Below are 15,924 nucleotides of genomic sequence, written 5' to 3'. Positions count from 1 at the left end.
TCCCTCCGCCGCCGACTGAGCAGCATGCTGTATGAATCCATGCTGTTATTTGGCGTGCTTTTTATTGCAGGAATGCTGTTTTCCACGATTTTTCAGCAAAGACACGCACTGAATTTACGTCATGCACTGGGCATGTGGCTATTCCTGGTTCTTGCAGTTTATTTTCTCTGGTTCTGGTGTCATGGCGGTCAGACACTGGCCATGAAAACCTGGCGTATCCGGCTGGTGGATGAAACCGGCGGCCGGGTCAACCTGTTCCGGGCCACAACCCGCTATTTGTTATCGTGGGGCTGGTTCTTGCCAGGGCTGGTGCTGGCCTGGGCGCTCGATGCAAAAGGGTGGATGCTGGTCGGCATACCCACATTCAATCTGCTGTTGTGGGCACTGTCGGTATTTGCCAATCCACAACGTCAATTCCTTCATGACATCGTGGCAGGAACCCGTCTGATCGATGTATCGCCACAATCTGCTAAAGTAGCCCCTCCCGCTAAAGTCTGATAATTGGCGTATTCTTGTAAGATTCGGCCATGTTGCGCAGCGTCTTTTTACAATGAATTTACGATTGAGAGCATCAGGCAGGCGTTCGCTGAAGCGAACCGTCCGCAGTAAACGCATTGGTTTCATTGCACGATATCGCCAATGGGCCCGCTACCCGCCAGACCATGCCCCTTGCAAGCACACTTTCTGAGAGAGATGCCTTGCACAAATTTATTTTGAGCAGGCCTGGCAACACCCGCGTTTCGATGTAAAAACAATCCCGTCCCTGACTCTACAGAAATTGCTCGCGCATGATTGCTCGTATCACCAAAACCTTGTTCCTGGTCCAGCTCGCCATGCTGATGATGTTTTATCTCTTGCTGACACACCTGTGGCCGTTCGCTACCCCTTTGCCCGCTGTCTGGAACCTTATCCTGAGCCTCGGGCTGGTGGGGGTATGCCGCGCAATGATCGTCGCCAATAATTTTTTCATGACCTGGCCCACGCGGGACATGAACGTCGCGGCACAGAATCTGAACTGGATGCAGTTCACCCGCCTCTTCTTCGGTGAGTTCAATGCCAGCATGCTTTGCTCTTGCTGGGGCATGCCATTCAAGCGATTTGATGAAAAACTTGTCGCGGATAACATCACGTTACCGGTGCTACTGATCCACGGCTACGGCTGTAACAGCGGCTATTGGCACTGGATGAGCAAGGCCTTCCAGAAAGCCGGCATCACGCACAGCGCACTCGATATGGAGCCGCTGTTCGGCAGCATCGATGCTTACGCCCCGCTGGTGCATGCGGCCGTCGAACGTCTGTGCCAACAAACCGGACAAGCCCGCGTCGTGCTGGTCGCCCACAGCATGGGCGGACTAGCCGCCCGCGCCTATCTGCGCGCCCACGGCAGCGCACGCATCGCCAGAATCATCACCCTCGGCACGCCGCATCACGGCACTACCCTGGCAAACAAAGGATATGGCATCAATTGCCGTGAGATGAACTGGGTGGGACCGATCAAAGACGGTGGCGGTAGCCCATGGTTACGCATGCTGGCAGAATCGGAATCTCCGCAAATGCGCGCCCTGACCGTTTCGATCTATTCGCACCACGACAACATCATCTCGCCACAAAGATCATCATTATTGGATGGCGCGCAGAATATAGGTGTCAGCGGGATCGGTCACGTCGCGTTAGCACTGCACCCGAAAATTCAGGCACTGGTCATAAAAAAAATCCGGGAAGTCAGCCCCTGAACTCATCGCCTGAACGTACCTTCAGTCCTGCCCACACAACAGGCCTGAATCAGACTCACAAAAACCCAGGAGACCGCTTCTATCATGCCTATTTATCAATTGGAACACCGCATCCCTGATATCCATGACTCCGCCTATATCGCCGAGTCCGCCGAAGTCATCGGCCAGGTGCGGATTGCCGCCAATGTCAGCATTTGGTCCAACGTCACCATCCGTGGCGACAACGACTGGATCAACATCGGCGATAACAGCAATGTCCAGGAATCCACCGTATTGCACACCGATGAAGGCATGAAGCTGACCATCGGCAGCAATGTCACGATCGGACATCAGGCCATGCTGCACGGCTGCACCATCGGCGACGGCTCCCTGATCGGCATTCAGGCCGTGATTCTGAACGGTGCGCGCATCGGCAAGAATTCACTGGTCGGCGCTGGCGCACTGGTCACAGAAGGCAAAGAATTTCCCGACAATTCGCTCATCATCGGCGCGCCCGCTAAAGCGGTGCGTACGCTGACGGAAGACGAGATTGCCGGTCTGGCGAAAAGCGCGGCCAGCTACGTCGCACGCGGCCAGCTGTTCAAAAAAAATCTGCAACGAATCGGATAAATAGAGTGAAAGACACCCTGCAAAAATTCATGTTCGATCAGGCTCCCGTACGCGGCGAACTGGTCGAGCTGGTACACACCTGGCAACAGGTGCAAGCCCACCACGAGTACCCGCACGCCGTACGCAAAATGCTAGGGGAAATGATGTCGGCCGCGGCGCTGCTCTCCGCCAACATCAAATTCAATGGCGTGATCGTGATGCAAATCCATGGCGACGGGCCGGTGCGGCTGCTGGTGGTCGAATGCGACGCCGATCTGCGCATGCGCGCTACGGCCAAATTATCCGAAGATACCGTTGCCGCAGACATCGCTGCTGATGCCAGCTTGCCGCAGCTGGTCAATCAGCATGGCAAAGGACGCTTCGTCATCACGCTCGACCCCAAAGATAAAATGCCGGGCCAGCAAGCCTATCAGGGCATCGTGCCGCTCGATGGAGAAACGGTGGCCGAGGTCATCGAAAACTACATGCTGCGCTCCGAGCAGCTCGATACCAAGCTCTGGCTGGCGGCCGACGGCAATGTCTCGCGCGGACTGCTGCTGCAAAAACTGCCGGCCAACGGCGGCAAGGACGCCCCCGTCGACGAAGCAGACAGCTGGAATCGCCTCGCACTGCTGGGCGACACTCTGCGCGAAGAGGAATTGCTGAGCACCGATATTGCTACCCTGCTGCACCGCTTGTTCTGGGAAGAGACGGTGCGCGTGTTCGACCCCCTGCATCCCGAGTTCTATTGCACCTGCTCACGCGAAAAAGTCGGCGACATGCTGCGTATGCTGGGACAAGATGAAATCGATTCAGCGATTGCCGAACTCGGTCATCTCAGTATCGATTGCGAATTTTGCCGGCAGCATTACGAGTTCGACAAAGTCGATTGCGCCCAGCTGTTTGCCGATGCCGCCGCGCTGCCGGAAGGCATTGCCGGTAGCAGCACCATTCTTCACTAGCAGCCCGGCCCCGCTATTTCAGGCGGGAGCCAGCAAGGCCCGCTGCGCCGCATCCAGATAACACCACTCGCCCTCTTCCAGACCCAGCCCGACCAGCGTCAGGCTACCGATAGCCGTACGCTCAAGTGCGCAGCAATGATTACCCGCCGCTGCCAGCATGCGCTTGACCTGATGGTATTTGCCCTGCTCCAGCACGATCTCAATCTGATGTGAGCCCAAACGACGGCAGCTCAGCGCCGCCAGCGGCGTCGGCTCATCGTGCAACTGCACCCCGCCCAGCAACAGTGCGATCAATTCATCACTGACCTCTTCCTGCGTGGTCGCCACATACAGTTTCGGCACATGGCGCTTCGGCGACGATTGCGCATGGATGAACGCGCCGTCATCCGACATCAGCAAAAAACCCGTAGTGTCATGATCGAGCCGTCCCACCGGTTGCACTTCGCGCCAGGTGAATTGCTCCGGCAAAATCGACAACACGCCGGGATGGTGACTAGGCTTGCGTGAGCATTCGATATTGGCCGGTTTGTTCAGCGCGATATAAACATGCTCGTGGTAAGTCCACTCCTCATCGAACAGCGTAAACACCAAGCCCTCGGTATCGATCGCGCTTTTGTAGTCGGTTACCACCTCACCGGCAATGGCGACCTCGCCGTCTTCAATCAATCCCCGGCAATATTTGCGGGTGCCAAAACCTTGCGATTGCAGAATGCGGTCCAGACTCAGCAGACTCAGTTTACTCATTGTGTTGCCTTATTTTTGAGGGCCAATATCTGGCGGGCGATCCCGCGCAGGATATTGACTTCCTCGGTTTCCAGCTGCGTCCGTGAAAACAGGCGTTTCAGGCGCGGCATCAATTTTTTAGGGCTTTCGGGATCGAGGAACTCAATCGCCACCAGTGCCTGTTCCAGATGCGCGAACATACCGTCAATCTGGGTCACATCGGCGTTCATCCCCTGGAATCCGATCTCGGCACCGCTGGGTGCCAGCACCGGCGTGGCTGGCGTCGCGGTACGGCATTCATACGCCAATACCTGCACCGCCTGCGCCAGATTGAGCGACGAGTACGCCGGATTAGCGGGAATATTGATCAGCACATTGCATTTCTGCACTGCCTCGTTAGGCAGGCCGAAACGCTCGTTGCCGAACAAAAACGCCGCATGCAAAGCGGCATCTCCCGCCAGCTGCGCCGCCAGCGCGCGCGGCGCAACGATAGGCGGGGAAAATTCCCGCAGACGGGCGCTGACCGCCGCCGCAAAATTGCAGCCCTCCAGCGCCTCTTCGACGCTGCCAACGATGCGCGCCGACTGCAAGATATCAAGCGCGCCGCTGGCGAAAGCGACGGCTTCGGGCTCATTGGCCGGATCGGGAAAGCGTGGATTGACCAGCACCAGCTCGCTGAAACCCATGGTTTTCATGGCGCGGGCGGCGGCGCCGATATTGCCCGGCCGGCTGGTATTGACCAGCACGAAACGCAGGCGCTGAAAAATCGGATTATCGGATTTGTGCAGGTTCATTTAAAATAGAGGGCTTCGCCACCGGAAATCAGTTCTGCCCGTCGTGATTGATCGCCGTTTTCGGCGCAATCAACGCTCCTGGCACTCCTGGTGGTATTGCTCATTAACGCCTTGTATGCAGGTTGCCTGCGGCTTAGCCGCTGGTGAAGGCATCATTTTAACGGAAGCCATCGGCATGATTAACTCTCCAATGCTCAACACGGCAATTAAAGCAGCGCGCCGTGGCGCTAGCGTCATCAGCCGGGCGTCATTCGACGTTGGCCTGTTGAAAGTCACAAAAAAACAACACAATGACTTCGTAACCGAAGTCGACAAAGCGGCCGAAGAAGCCATCATCGACATCCTGCACTCGGCCTACCCTGACCACGCCATCCTGGCCGAAGAGTCCGGCGCGTCCGACAACCTGCACGATGACAACGACAATGTCTGGATCATCGACCCGCTGGACGGCACCACCAATTTCATTCACGGCTTCCCGCAATACTGCGTCTCTATCGCCCTGCAACAGCGCGGCCAGATCACCCAAGCCGTGATTTACGACCCTACCCGCAACGATTTGTTTACCGCCTCCAAGGGTGCCGGCGCCTACCTGAACGACAAGCGCATCCGCGTCAGCAAGCGCGACAAAATCGCCGATGGCCTGATCGGCACCGGTTTTCCCTTCCGTGCCGACGACGACCTTGAGCAATACCTGAAAATGTTCCGTCTCATGACCGAAAGTTGCGCCGGTCTGCGCCGCCCCGGTTCTGCCGCACTGGACCTGGCCTATGTCGCAGCAGGCCGTCTGGATGGCTTCTTCGAAAAAGGCTTGAAACCGTGGGATATCGCTGCCGGCTCCTTGCTGGTAACGGAAGCCGGCGGTCTCATCGGCGATTTCACCGGTGAATCCGACTACCTGTACAAGGGCGATGTGCTGGCCGGTAACCCGAAGATTTTTTCGCAACAGGTCAATCTGCTCTCTCAGTTCGCCTGAACACCCGCAACTGACTTGCCACTGACTCACTGAGCCGCCATGCCCTACGTCCTGCACCGTGGTTGTCGTCTGCACTACCAGGTGCTGGGGGAAGGGCCGCCACTGTTGCTGCAACACGGCTTTACCAGCAGCAGCGGTGCCTGGCAGCACTTCGGCTTCACCGCAGCGTTACAGAAACATTTTCAGCTGATCATGCCCGATGCACGCGGCCATGGTCTCAGCGACAAACCACACGACCCCGCCTCGTATACCCAAGCTGAACGCGTCGCCGATGTCCTGGCGGTGCTCGATGCGCTGGGTATTGAGCGCACGCATTTCTTCGGTTATTCGATGGGTGGCTGGATCGGTTACGGTCTGGCGCAGTCCGCGCCGCAGCGTCTGAGATCAATGGTGCTGGGCGCGGCCCACCCCTATGCCGATACGCAGTGGGATCACTTTCTCGGCATCGACGGTCGTGACGCCGATGCCTTCATTACCGCGTTCGAAGCCGTCCTCGACGAAGCGCTGAGCGAACCCGTCAAGATGCTGGTCCGCGCCAACGATTTGCAGGCGCTGGCGGCGGCCGCGCAACACTCACGTCCCTCCATGGAAGCGCTATTAAGCGGAATGGACATGCCTTGCCTGCTCTATTGCGGCGATGCCGATGCCCGTCACGAAGCGGTGCAGCGTTTTGCTTCCAGTCTGGCGCAAGGGCAATTTGCCTCGCTACCCGGCGTCAGTCATTTCGCCGGCCTGATGCGCAGCGATCTGGTATTGCCACTGGTAACGGCCTTCCTGCTGGAACAGCGCGCACGCGCATAAATCCCGTCCTCAATTGCATAATTAGGAATTCCCCAAAAGGCCGCTGGCCAGGCGTATTGCCGCATACAGTGCAAATGGCAAGGCGATGCAACAACGCCAACGGCCTTTCGCGGAAGTCCTATCGGATCCGCAGCGTAGCCAGTAGGACTGACGCACGAGGTCGCTGGCTAGGCGCATTGCCGCAGACAGTGGCGGTGGCACGGCAAGGCGATGCAACAACGCCAGTGGCCTTTTGCGGAAGTCCTATCGGATCCGCAGCGTAGCCAGTAGGACTGACGCACGAGGTCGCGGGCCAGGCGCATTGCCGCAGACAGTGCGGTGGCACGGCAAGGCGATGCAACAACGGCAGTGACCTTTTGCGTCAGTCCTACTGGCTGCGCAGCGCAGCCGGTGCCTCAATCACCAGATCGGACTCTGCCTGCGCGACACAGGGCAAAATCCAGCCCTCCTCTTTTTCTTCCCGGCTTAATCCCGGCCATTCGATACCGTAACTTACGCGCCCTTGCTGCAAGCGGCACAGGCAAGTACGGCAGGTACCATTGCGGCAAGAACTGGGCAATATCACACCGGCCGCCGCCGCAGCCGATAGCAAAGTCGTCTCTGTCGATACCTCAAAATGCCATTCCTGCGCGGCCAGCGTCACGCGGTAAGTTTTGGTACTCAATGAGAAGCGTCCTCCGGGATCGTTTGTTGCAGTGCTCGATGACAAACAGTCTACCTGCCCAAGCGGTGCAAAAGGCCCTCAGTTACCACATCGTGAGATTTTTAGCTGCAATGCGGAACGGGCTGTTATACTGCCCACCGTGCGGTTCATGTTCCAGTCAACGACCGCTGTCTCCCGACCTCCCAATCCCGTTTGCCTGCGACTGGCGCCTTTTACGGCGACAGGCCGATAATTTTTACCCTACACCACCACTATGTCATTTTCTGCTCTCGGCTTGTCTGAGGAACTCGTTCGTGCCGTTACCGAACAAGGTTATACCGTCCCTACCCCTATTCAGGCGCAAGCCATTCCCGCAGTACTGGCCGGCGGCGATCTGCTGGCCGGCGCGCAAACCGGTACTGGTAAAACAGCCGGTTTCACGCTGCCGATGCTGCAACGCCTGATGGCCAATCCCCGCGCCAAGATCAACGGCCACACCCCGATCCGCGCGCTGATCCTGACCCCGACACGCGAACTCGCGGCACAAGTCGAAGAAAGCGTGCGCCTCTACGGCAAATACGTTCAACTGACTTCCACCTGCATTTTCGGCGGCGTCGGTATCAACCCGCAAATCCGCATCCTCAAGCAAGGCATTGATGTGCTGGTCGCCACCCCTGGCCGCCTGCTCGATCACATGCAACAAAATACCGTCGATCTGCAACACGTCGAAATCCTGATCCTGGACGAAGCCGACCGCATGCTGGACATGGGTTTCATTCGCGACATCCGCAAGGTGCTGGCCGCCCTGCCGAAGAAACGTCAGAACCTGCTGTTCTCCGCGACGTTCTCGGACGAAATCAAGACGCTGGCCGATAGCCTGCTGAATGCCCCAGCCATGATCGAAGTAGCGCGTCGCAACTCTACCGTGGAAGTGATTTCGCAAAAAATCCATCCGGTCGATCGCAATGCCAAGCATCCCCTGTTGTCGCATCTGATCAAGACTAACGGCTGGAAGCAAACGCTGGTGTTTACCCGCACCAAGCACGGCGCGAACAAGCTGGTGGAACAACTGGAACAAGATGGCATCAGCGCCATGGCGATTCACGGTAACAAGAGCCAGGCAGCACGCACCCGGGCGCTGGCCGAATTCAAGGACGGCAAGCTGCAAACCCTGATTGCTACCGATATCGCCGCGCGCGGTATCGACATCGACCAGTTGCCACACGTCGTCAACTACGATTTGCCGAACGTCGCTGAAGATTACGTCCATCGTATCGGCCGTACCGGCCGCGCTGGCGCGACTGGCGAAGCAGTCTCGCTGGTCTGCGTCGACGAACACATGCTGTTGCGCGATATCGAACGTTTCATCAAGCGCGAAATCCCGGTCGAAGTGATCGCCGGTTTCGAACCGGATCCAAATGCGAAAGCCGAACCGATTCAACTGCGTAGCGCAGGCGGCGGCGGACGTGGTGGCAATGGCCGTAGCGGCGGCGGCGGTGGCAATCGCAATGCAGGTTCCGGCAATAAACCGGCAGGTGCGCCAAGGCCCAATACTGGCCCTGCCAAACCAGGTGGACGCGGACCGGCTGCCCGGCCAGCAGGCCCGACGCATCGCTCTGGCGGACGCGGACGCTAATTATCGGCTCCAGCGCCTGACATCGCCTCATCCACAATGTCACGACAACCGCACTAAGCAAGATTGCTTTGCATGAAAAAACCCTCTGAACAAAACGGCCTATCGCCGGATTGTCAGAGGGTTTTTCGTTAGGAGCGAAATCAGCCCGATAAAATGAGCTGGCTTTAATTAAGCCCACTTTAATTAGCCTACTTTAATTCGCTCACTTTAATTAGCCTACTTTAATTAGCCTACTTTAATTAGCCTACTTTAATTAGCCTACTTTAATGACCCCGCCTGGCATCCTCATCAAAGGTATCTGGATTGCGCTCCAACATCTTCTGGTTATCCTGTAACCAGCGTTGCACAGCGCCCATGGAAGGGTTTGCCAATGATTCGGCAAGAAAAGATTCATCATAAGCCTCATCCCCTGGATTTTGCATGCTTGAGCTGGGCGTAGGAGTGGCATTGCCTGCGACAGAATGCTGCAAGCGGTTGTCTCTCGGACCGGCAGACGAACTTGCGGGGCCCTCCACCTGACTGATTCTTCGCTTGTTTTCTCGCAATCGCAAATCGGTTGGCGCAGGTTGCACAGCTTGCTCCTGGCGCGCCTGATTCGTCCCCGGCAAGTGCGCAGCTAGCGCCTCCGCCAATGTTGGAAATTCATTCGAATCGAAGCCCAGAATCAAGGTCAGCGCCTGCCTCAGCTCGGCAATGCAGGTGGTTTGATCCAAGGTTCGGATATCCCATTTTCGGACGATGATGTTGGCGGCGGAAATCGCCTGATAGAACGCTGGATTCCGATAAAAAATTTCCTGATTACGCGCTGCCGGATCGGCCGGAAACTGCACCACAGCGGTCCGGTGACCGAGAGCGGCCTCATCGATATCCAGATACATTAAATACGGCTGCTCGCTACGCCAATGCTGAGGCGCGGGAAGCCGCACAAAACGCATTTCTACAGAATTAGGCTGAAGACTGCCGCTCAGATAAGGGTTGCTGACTGTTGCTGGCATACCCTCGAAGCCACTGATGCTCACGTTGCATCCCCAATAGGTTGCCAACGCATTGAGCATGGCATGCTCCACCGCCCCTGTGCGTCGGGATAATTCCTGCTCAAGCCCATCCGGCACATAGACCGACCAGCTGCGAAAATTAGCCAGTCCGTAAGGCGTTGTAATAGAAGATGATGTGGATAAAACAGGCAAACCGGCATTGAAATGAAACATGGCGCTACCTCCATTAAATTCTTAAATCTAATGGAGATGACCCACGCTTTATAGAAACAGAAAATAGAATTCAAAGAACCCGAGTGATTCCTATGAATTAATAAGACTGGTACTACCCCAATAATTTCGCAGCAATACTCTCCACGGCACTGCCCCCACTAATGCGGGTAACCAGTAGTTGATTAATACGATGCCCCTCGATATCGACCACTTCAAATTTGAAATCCTCGTGCGTCGCAAAATCGGCTTTTTTGGGAATCCTGCGTAGCTTGTACATGATGAATCCGGCCAGGGTTTCATAACCGAGGGGATTGGGGAATGCCGTCAGATCGAGCGCGTGCATCACATCGGCCAGCGGCGTTGCCCCATCCATCAGCCATGAATGCGCATCGCGTTTAACGATTTGCTGCTCTTCCACGGCGATATTCAAGAGATTGCCCATCAACACATTGGTGACGTCGGTAATCGTGATAATGCCCACCACCAGCGCATATTCATTGACCACCACGGCGAAATCCTCATCGATGGTTTTCATGCGTTCCAGCACTTCCCACAAATTCAAACTATCGGGAATCGTTAGCGGAATGTGCATCAGCCCCTTGTCGAGCAAGCTGAAATGTTCGCCACGCAACAAGCGTTTCAACACATCCTTGGTATCGATGTAGCCGCGTATCTCGTCGATATTCTCCTCACACACCAAAAAGCGCGAATAGGGATAATCGACAATTTTCTGACGGATCTGCGCCTCATCGTCGGTCAGAAAAAATGCGACGATGCTATCGCGCGGCGTCATGGCCGACGGCGCATAGCGCGATTCCAGCTCAAAGACGTTTTCGATCAGATGGTGTTCCTGGTCCAGCAGCACACCCGCTTGCGCGCCAGCGTCCACCATGGCGTGAATCTCATGCGGCGTGATCGTATCGAGGCGTGCCTGTGGCAAACCGAACAGGCTGAAGATCAATTTGCACAAACCGTTGAATACCCATATCAGGGGCTTGAACAGCACCACAAAAAATAGCATGGGCCGCACGAGCAGCACCGCCAGCCGCTCCGGCGACGACATGGCCAGCCGTTTCGGGATCAGATCGGCAAACAGAATGAACACCGAGGTCACCAGAATGAACGAACAAGAAAACGCAATATTTTCCAGCCAGGGCCCCTGATACAGCCAGCCTATTGCTGCCTGCAGATGCGGCGTCAGCGCCGGTTCGCCCACCACCCCGCCGAGAATCGCTACGGCATTCAAACCGATTTGCACGACCGTAAAGAAATTTCCCGGCAATGCCTGCAAGGCCAGTACTTTGACCGCGTCTTGCACTCCCGCCTTGGCCAGCATATCGAGCTGGATTTTGCGTGAAGCCGCTAAAGAAATTTCCGCGCACGAAAGAAATGCGCTGAATAACAGCAGTAAAAAAATAACGAACACACTGGCAAAAAAACTCATTCCTGTCTTTCTCTATCGAACCAACGGAACCCGTTGGTTACAGCTGGCGGTGAAGGCTCGCGGTGAAGACTTGGGGCACAGCAACGATTAACGTCCTAATTCGTAGGGTCCCCCACGTTGTAACGCGCGCACATAGGCCGGACGAGCGTGGATGCGGGTCAGAAATTCCTGCAAATGGGGGTAACGCGCATCGGCGCCGCCACGGGCGTGCATGGCTTCAATAGGAAAACTCATCTGGATATCGGCCGCACTAAAATCCGCGCCGGCAAACCAGCCCGTGTGACCCAATTCCGCTTCCAGATAATCCCTATGCCGCGCCAGTTGCGGATCAATAAAACGATCCTGCAATCCCTTGCCGATCAGACCGGCAATCGGACGAATCAACGCCGGCATCGGTGGTTTTCCCAAGCGCCCGAAAATTAATTTAAGCACCAGCAGAGGCATGGCGGAACCTTCCGCATAATGCAGCCAATAGGTATAACGCAAGCGCTCCGGCGTACCGACCGCAGGGGCCAGCCGCCCCTGTCCGTAGCGCTCGACCAGATACTCGATGATGGCTCCCGACTCGGCAATCGTCAGATCGCCATCGGTGATGACGGGAGATTTTCCCAATGGATGGATTTTGCGCAAGGACTCAGGAGCCAACATAGTGACCGGATCACGTTGATAGTGCCGGATGTCGTATTCCAGCCCCAGCTCTTCCAGCAGCCAGAGCACGCGCTGCGAGCGCGAATTATTTAAGTGGTGAACCGTAATCATGATCCTGTCGCCTTTAGATGAAACAATCGGCCTGCAAAGCAGCGCCATTCCTCCACCCACTGTAACAGACTAGTCCGATATTGCCGGCCGCCTCATGGCGAAGCGCCCGGCAATACCCGCTTCCTGGTTCAGGCTGCGTGCCGCAGTTTGTTGAAATTGGGCAGAAACGCTGCCAGCAAACCAATCAGCGGCAGGAAAGAGCACACCTGATAGACATAGCCAATACTGGTCATATCGGCCAGTTTCCCCAGCAATGCCGCGCCAATTCCCCCCATGCCGAAGGCAAAGCCGAAGAACAGCCCTGAAACCATCCCGACTTTACCCGGAATCAATTCTTGCGCGTACACCAGAATCGCGGAAAAAGCCGAGGCCAGCACCAGACCGATGATGACCGTCAGGACGCTGGTCCAGAACAGATCGGCGTACGGCAGCATCAGGGTAAACGGCGCAACGCCGAGGATCGAAATCCAGATCACCAGCTTGCGACCGATGCGGTCGCCTATCGGACCGCCCACCACCGTACCTGCCGCTACCGCGAACAGGAACAGGAACAAATGGAACTGCGCATCCTGCACCGACAACTGGAATTTGCTGATCAGATAAAACGTGAAGTAACTCGACAGGCTGGCCATGTAAAAGTACTTGGAGAAAATCAGCACCAGCAAAATGCCCACCGTAAAAATCACCTTATTGCGCGGCAATTCGACATGCCCCACGGGTTTTCTGATGGACTTGGTTTTCCCCAGCGATTGCTGATGCGCATACCAGTGACCGACCTGACGCAAAATCAGAATCGCCAGCAAAGCCGCCAGCGAGAACCAGGCAATGCTGGCCTGTCCGCCCGGCAGAATGACCCAGGCAGCCAGCAGCGGCCCCATCGAACTGCCGGCATTGCCGCCCACCTGAAACAAGGATTGCGCCAGTCCGTGACGACCACCGGAAGCCATGCGCGCCACCCGCGACGCTTCAGGATGGAAGATCGAAGAACCGGTACCGACTAAGGCGGCCGCCAGCAAAATCGTCAAAAAATTCGGCGCCACCGACAGCAGCAGCAAGCCGCACAAGGTCGCGCCCATGCCGATGGCCAGCGAATAGGGCTTCGGATGTTTGTCGGTATAGGAACCCACCACCGGTTGCAGCAGGGAAGCGGTGACCTGGAAGGTCAGCGTAATCAGCCCGATCTGCGCAAAACTCAAATGAAAATCCCCTTTGAGCAAGGGATAAATCGCCAGCAGCAGCGACTGGATCATATCGTTCAGAAAATGCGACACGCTAATCGCAGCGAGTATGCGGAAACCGGTTTTTTCAGGCGTGGCAGGGTCTTTGGGGAGCGTCGTTGAAATAAGAGCGGGGGCGGACAGGTCAAGCACCGAATTGGTCGCAGATTCCATGATGCGTATCGTCTCATTACGAAGTTAATTAGTCGGCTAGTTTAACCAGATAAGGAAAACCGTTCAGGAGGAGGACAAGTTCTTTGAAATGCCCGCGATCGCCGCCTTAGCACACAGAGCAACGGCGCCGACCTCCTGGCAAAAAGCTGGGGGCGGGCGCCGTGTAGATAGAGCAGGAATTGCCATTGATTTTAAATGGCTGCAATCAGACCTTTACCAAAAATAGCCCAGGACATCTTCAGCAGAACTGAACCAATCCATTCGAAAACAGCCCGTCAGGCTCGCCAGAGCCAACATTGCCGTTGCGACGCGTACGCTTGTTTGTATTATTGTTTTCATGATCCAGTCTCCTGAGGTGGGTACAACGAGAACCCCTCGCTGAAAGACTGAATGCACGACGCGGGTGCGCCGCCTGTTTTTCTTTGAGGGGGGTGTTACGAATGCGAAAAACGGATCTTCTGCTTGCTTTGTTTTGGCTGCATGACATGGTCCAGCGGCAACACATGCGACTGCTTGATTTTTTTCAGCGTAATGTTCGATTTGACATTCGTTACCCCAGCCAGCCTGACCAGCTTGGTCATCATGAATTCTGAAAACGAGGCCAGATCGGGCGCGACGATGCGCAGAATGTAATCCGCCTCCCCCGTCACGGAAAAACATTCCAGCACCTCGGACATCGTTTCTATTTCGCGTTCAAAGGCAAGGCCGCGCTTTTCGCCCTGGCGATCCAGTGTCACATGCGTAAAGGCAGTCACACCCAGACCGACCACTGCGGCATCCAATACGGCGGTATACCGCTCAATGACATGCGCTTCCTCCAGACGTTGCACACGCCGGCTGACTTGCGAAGTAGACAGGTGAACCTTCTGCCCCAGGGCGCTATTGGTAATGTGGCCGTCCTTCTGCAATTCATTGAGAAGCGCCAGATCGAAGCGATCGACTGTAATTGTGGTCATAACATTCTTAAATTAGAATAAAACTGAATTATTTATGCATACTATATTGATGCACACTCAAATAACAATCACTTTTTGCGCTATTTACGCAATAAACTTGCAGTCCGGGCTAACACAACATTCATCACTATCAAGCCCTCCACCACTGAGCTATTACCACTTCACATTCTGCAGGAGAGCATCATGAACACCGTCATTTCCACCACCGCCAACGGCCCTGCGCCGTCCAGCCGCGACCTGTTCGCCAACCCCATGGGAACGGATGGTTTCGAATTCGTAGAATATGCCGCACTTGATCCGGCACCCATTGTCGCCGTCCTGGAACTGATGGGTTTCCAGGCAGTCGCGCGGCATCGCTCGAAAAACGTCACGCTTTACCGTCAGGGCGACATCAACTTCATCATCAACTCCGAACCGGATAGCAACGCCACCGCCTTTGCCCAGGTACATGGGGCGTCGGCCAACGCCATGGCGTTCCGCGTCAAAGACGCCGCGTATGTCTACCGCCGCGCATTGGAACTGGGTGCGGAAGGCGTCGCCGCCAAACTGGGACCGATGGAATTGAATATCCCTGCCATCCGCGGCATCGGCGGTTCGCTGCTGTATCTGGTCGACCGCTACGACGAGCGCGGCTCCATCTACGACATCGACTTCGAATTTCTCCCCAACGTGCCGCGCCATCCGGTCGGCGTCGGCCTGACCTATATCGATCATCTGACGCATAACGTCATGCGTGGAGCGATGGACAAATGGTCCTCGTTTTACGAAACGCTGTTCAACTTCCGTGAAATCAAGTATTTCGATATCGAAGGCAAACTGACCGGTCTGAAATCACGCGCCATGACCAGTCCCTGCGGCAAAATCCGTATCCCCATCAACGAAAGCTCCGACGACAAATCGCAGATCGAGGAATTCCTGAAGCAATACAACGGCGAAGGCATCCAGCATATCGCGCTGGGCACGAACAATATCTATCAAACCGTACGCGCCTTGCGCGAACGCAAAGTACCCCTGCAAGACACGATAGACACCTACTACGATCTGGTTGAGCGCCGCGTTCCTGGCCACGGCGAAGATCTGGCGGCCTTACGCGAACTGCGGATTCTGATCGATGGCGCACCGACTGAGGGTCAGGGTTTGCTGCTGCAAATTTTCACGCAGAACGTGATCGGGCCAATTTTCTACGAAATCATCCAGCGCAAAGGCAATGACGGATTCGGCGAAGGCAACTTCAAGGCCTTGTTCGAATCGATAGAACTGGATCAGATGCGGCGCGGTGTGTTGTAAATTCCCGCTGCTGTAAATTCCCGCTT

At 55.9% G+C, this 15,924-nt stretch carries 16 protein-coding genes; 8 read left to right on the top strand and 8 right to left on the bottom strand.

Going from position 1 to position 15,924, the window contains the following annotated elements; all coding sequences use genetic code 11:
• The first annotated feature begins 24 nt into the window (after nt 1-24).
• The 4 genes from RGU70_RS08950 (at nt 25) to hslO (ending at nt 3,283) form a co-directional block, all read left to right on the top strand.
• Entirely contained in the window at nt 25-498 is a 474-nt protein-coding gene (locus tag RGU70_RS08950; protein ID WP_416186495.1) for an RDD family protein, read from the top strand.
• A 290-nt stretch (nt 499-788) separates the two neighbouring features.
• Nucleotides 789-1,733: an esterase/lipase family protein gene (locus tag RGU70_RS08945; RefSeq protein ID WP_322209051.1), complete on the top strand. Its 945-nt coding sequence runs from the start codon at nt 789-791 to the stop codon at nt 1,731-1,733.
• A gap of 84 nt (nt 1,734-1,817) precedes the next feature.
• A complete protein-coding gene (locus RGU70_RS08940) occupies nt 1,818-2,342 on the top strand; it encodes a gamma carbonic anhydrase family protein (protein WP_322209050.1) in 525 nt (174 codons plus the stop codon).
• A gap of 5 nt (nt 2,343-2,347) precedes the next feature.
• The gene (hslO, locus tag RGU70_RS08935; RefSeq protein ID WP_322209049.1) at nt 2,348-3,283 is read left to right on the top strand and encodes an Hsp33 family molecular chaperone HslO; all 936 of its coding nucleotides are present in this window, start codon (nt 2,348-2,350) and stop codon (nt 3,281-3,283) included.
• 18 nt (nt 3,284-3,301) lie between these two features.
• Here hslO and RGU70_RS08930 read toward each other — a convergent pair whose 3' ends face one another.
• Together RGU70_RS08930 and RGU70_RS08925 are read right to left on the bottom strand one after the other, a co-directional pair.
• Nucleotides 3,302-4,018 carry a pseudouridine synthase gene (locus RGU70_RS08930; RefSeq protein ID WP_322210745.1) on the bottom strand — a complete coding sequence of 239 codons (717 nt, stop codon included), beginning with the start codon at nt 4,016-4,018 and terminating at the stop codon, nt 3,302-3,304.
• A gap of 5 nt (nt 4,019-4,023) precedes the next feature.
• Nucleotides 4,024-4,800 (bottom strand): RNA methyltransferase, encoded by a 777-nt coding sequence (locus RGU70_RS08925; protein ID WP_322209048.1) that lies wholly within the window; start codon nt 4,798-4,800, stop codon nt 4,024-4,026.
• Between the two features lie 175 nt (nt 4,801-4,975).
• On the opposite strand from RGU70_RS08925, the gene RGU70_RS08920 reads away from it, so the two are divergent.
• Together RGU70_RS08920 and RGU70_RS08915 are read left to right on the top strand one after the other, a co-directional pair.
• On the top strand, nt 4,976-5,773 hold the full coding sequence (locus RGU70_RS08920; protein WP_322209047.1) for an inositol monophosphatase family protein: 798 nt from the start codon (nt 4,976-4,978) through the stop codon (nt 5,771-5,773).
• Between the two features lie 39 nt (nt 5,774-5,812).
• Entirely contained in the window at nt 5,813-6,574 is a 762-nt protein-coding gene (locus RGU70_RS08915) for an alpha/beta fold hydrolase (protein WP_322209046.1), read from the top strand.
• Between the two features lie 367 nt (nt 6,575-6,941).
• Here RGU70_RS08915 and RGU70_RS08910 read toward each other — a convergent pair whose 3' ends face one another.
• Nucleotides 6,942-7,238, bottom strand: a complete 297-nt coding sequence (locus tag RGU70_RS08910) for a 2Fe-2S iron-sulfur cluster-binding protein (RefSeq protein ID WP_416186494.1) — start codon at nt 7,236-7,238, stop codon at nt 6,942-6,944.
• 253 nt (nt 7,239-7,491) lie between these two features.
• On the opposite strand from RGU70_RS08910, the gene RGU70_RS08905 reads away from it, so the two are divergent.
• Nucleotides 7,492-8,853, top strand: coding sequence for a DEAD/DEAH box helicase (locus RGU70_RS08905; RefSeq protein ID WP_322209045.1), 1,362 nt, complete (start codon nt 7,492-7,494; stop codon nt 8,851-8,853).
• A gap of 263 nt (nt 8,854-9,116) precedes the next feature.
• On the opposite strand, the gene RGU70_RS08900 is transcribed toward RGU70_RS08905, so the two are convergent.
• From RGU70_RS08900 to RGU70_RS08880, 5 genes are all read right to left on the bottom strand, one after another.
• Nucleotides 9,117-10,061: a hypothetical protein gene (locus RGU70_RS08900; protein ID WP_322209044.1), complete on the bottom strand. Its 945-nt coding sequence runs from the start codon at nt 10,059-10,061 to the stop codon at nt 9,117-9,119.
• Between the two features lie 112 nt (nt 10,062-10,173).
• The gene (locus tag RGU70_RS08895; protein WP_322209043.1) at nt 10,174-11,505 is read right to left on the bottom strand and encodes a hemolysin family protein; all 1,332 of its coding nucleotides are present in this window, start codon (nt 11,503-11,505) and stop codon (nt 10,174-10,176) included.
• Nucleotides 11,506-11,592: 87 nt separating this feature from the next.
• Nucleotides 11,593-12,264, bottom strand: a complete 672-nt coding sequence (locus RGU70_RS08890) for a glutathione S-transferase (RefSeq protein WP_322209042.1) — start codon at nt 12,262-12,264, stop codon at nt 11,593-11,595.
• Between the two features lie 128 nt (nt 12,265-12,392).
• A complete protein-coding gene (locus RGU70_RS08885) occupies nt 12,393-13,655 on the bottom strand; it encodes an MFS transporter (protein ID WP_322209041.1) in 1,263 nt (420 codons plus the stop codon).
• Between the two features lie 434 nt (nt 13,656-14,089).
• Nucleotides 14,090-14,611 carry an Lrp/AsnC family transcriptional regulator gene (locus RGU70_RS08880; protein WP_322209040.1) on the bottom strand — a complete coding sequence of 174 codons (522 nt, stop codon included), beginning with the start codon at nt 14,609-14,611 and terminating at the stop codon, nt 14,090-14,092.
• Between the two features lie 183 nt (nt 14,612-14,794).
• On the opposite strand from RGU70_RS08880, the gene hppD reads away from it, so the two are divergent.
• Nucleotides 14,795-15,898 (top strand): 4-hydroxyphenylpyruvate dioxygenase, encoded by a 1,104-nt coding sequence (gene hppD / locus RGU70_RS08875; protein WP_322209039.1) that lies wholly within the window; start codon nt 14,795-14,797, stop codon nt 15,896-15,898.
• Nucleotides 15,899-15,924 lie beyond the last annotated feature (26 nt).

Source organism: Herbaspirillum sp. RTI4 (assembly GCF_034313965.1).
Taxonomy (GTDB): Bacteria; Pseudomonadota; Gammaproteobacteria; order Burkholderiales; family Burkholderiaceae_D; genus Herbaspirillum.
Note: the sequence above shows the minus strand (reverse complement) of the source record. Positions and strands in the feature narration are given on the sequence as shown.

Coding starts and splice junctions, on each gene's coding strand:
- RGU70_RS08950 (WP_416186495.1), top strand. CDS start 25: ATGCTGTATGAATCCATGCTGTTATTTGGCGTGCTTTTTATTGCAGGA.
- RGU70_RS08940 (WP_322209050.1), top strand. CDS start 1,818: ATGCCTATTTATCAATTGGAACACCGCATCCCTGATATCCATGACTCC.
- RGU70_RS08890 (WP_322209042.1), bottom strand. CDS start 12,264: ATGATTACGGTTCACCACTTAAATAATTCGCGCTCGCAGCGCGTGCTC.
- RGU70_RS08895 (WP_322209043.1), bottom strand. CDS start 11,505: ATGAGTTTTTTTGCCAGTGTGTTCGTTATTTTTTTACTGCTGTTATTC.
- RGU70_RS08945 (WP_322209051.1), top strand. CDS start 789: ATGATTGCTCGTATCACCAAAACCTTGTTCCTGGTCCAGCTCGCCATG.
- RGU70_RS08905 (WP_322209045.1), top strand. CDS start 7,492: ATGTCATTTTCTGCTCTCGGCTTGTCTGAGGAACTCGTTCGTGCCGTT.
- RGU70_RS08925 (WP_322209048.1), bottom strand. CDS start 4,800: ATGAACCTGCACAAATCCGATAATCCGATTTTTCAGCGCCTGCGTTTC.
- hppD (WP_322209039.1), top strand. CDS start 14,795: ATGAACACCGTCATTTCCACCACCGCCAACGGCCCTGCGCCGTCCAGC.
- RGU70_RS08880 (WP_322209040.1), bottom strand. CDS start 14,611: ATGACCACAATTACAGTCGATCGCTTCGATCTGGCGCTTCTCAATGAA.
- RGU70_RS08915 (WP_322209046.1), top strand. CDS start 5,813: ATGCCCTACGTCCTGCACCGTGGTTGTCGTCTGCACTACCAGGTGCTG.
- RGU70_RS08900 (WP_322209044.1), bottom strand. CDS start 10,061: ATGTTTCATTTCAATGCCGGTTTGCCTGTTTTATCCACATCATCTTCT.
- RGU70_RS08920 (WP_322209047.1), top strand. CDS start 4,976: ATGATTAACTCTCCAATGCTCAACACGGCAATTAAAGCAGCGCGCCGT.
- RGU70_RS08885 (WP_322209041.1), bottom strand. CDS start 13,655: ATGGAATCTGCGACCAATTCGGTGCTTGACCTGTCCGCCCCCGCTCTT.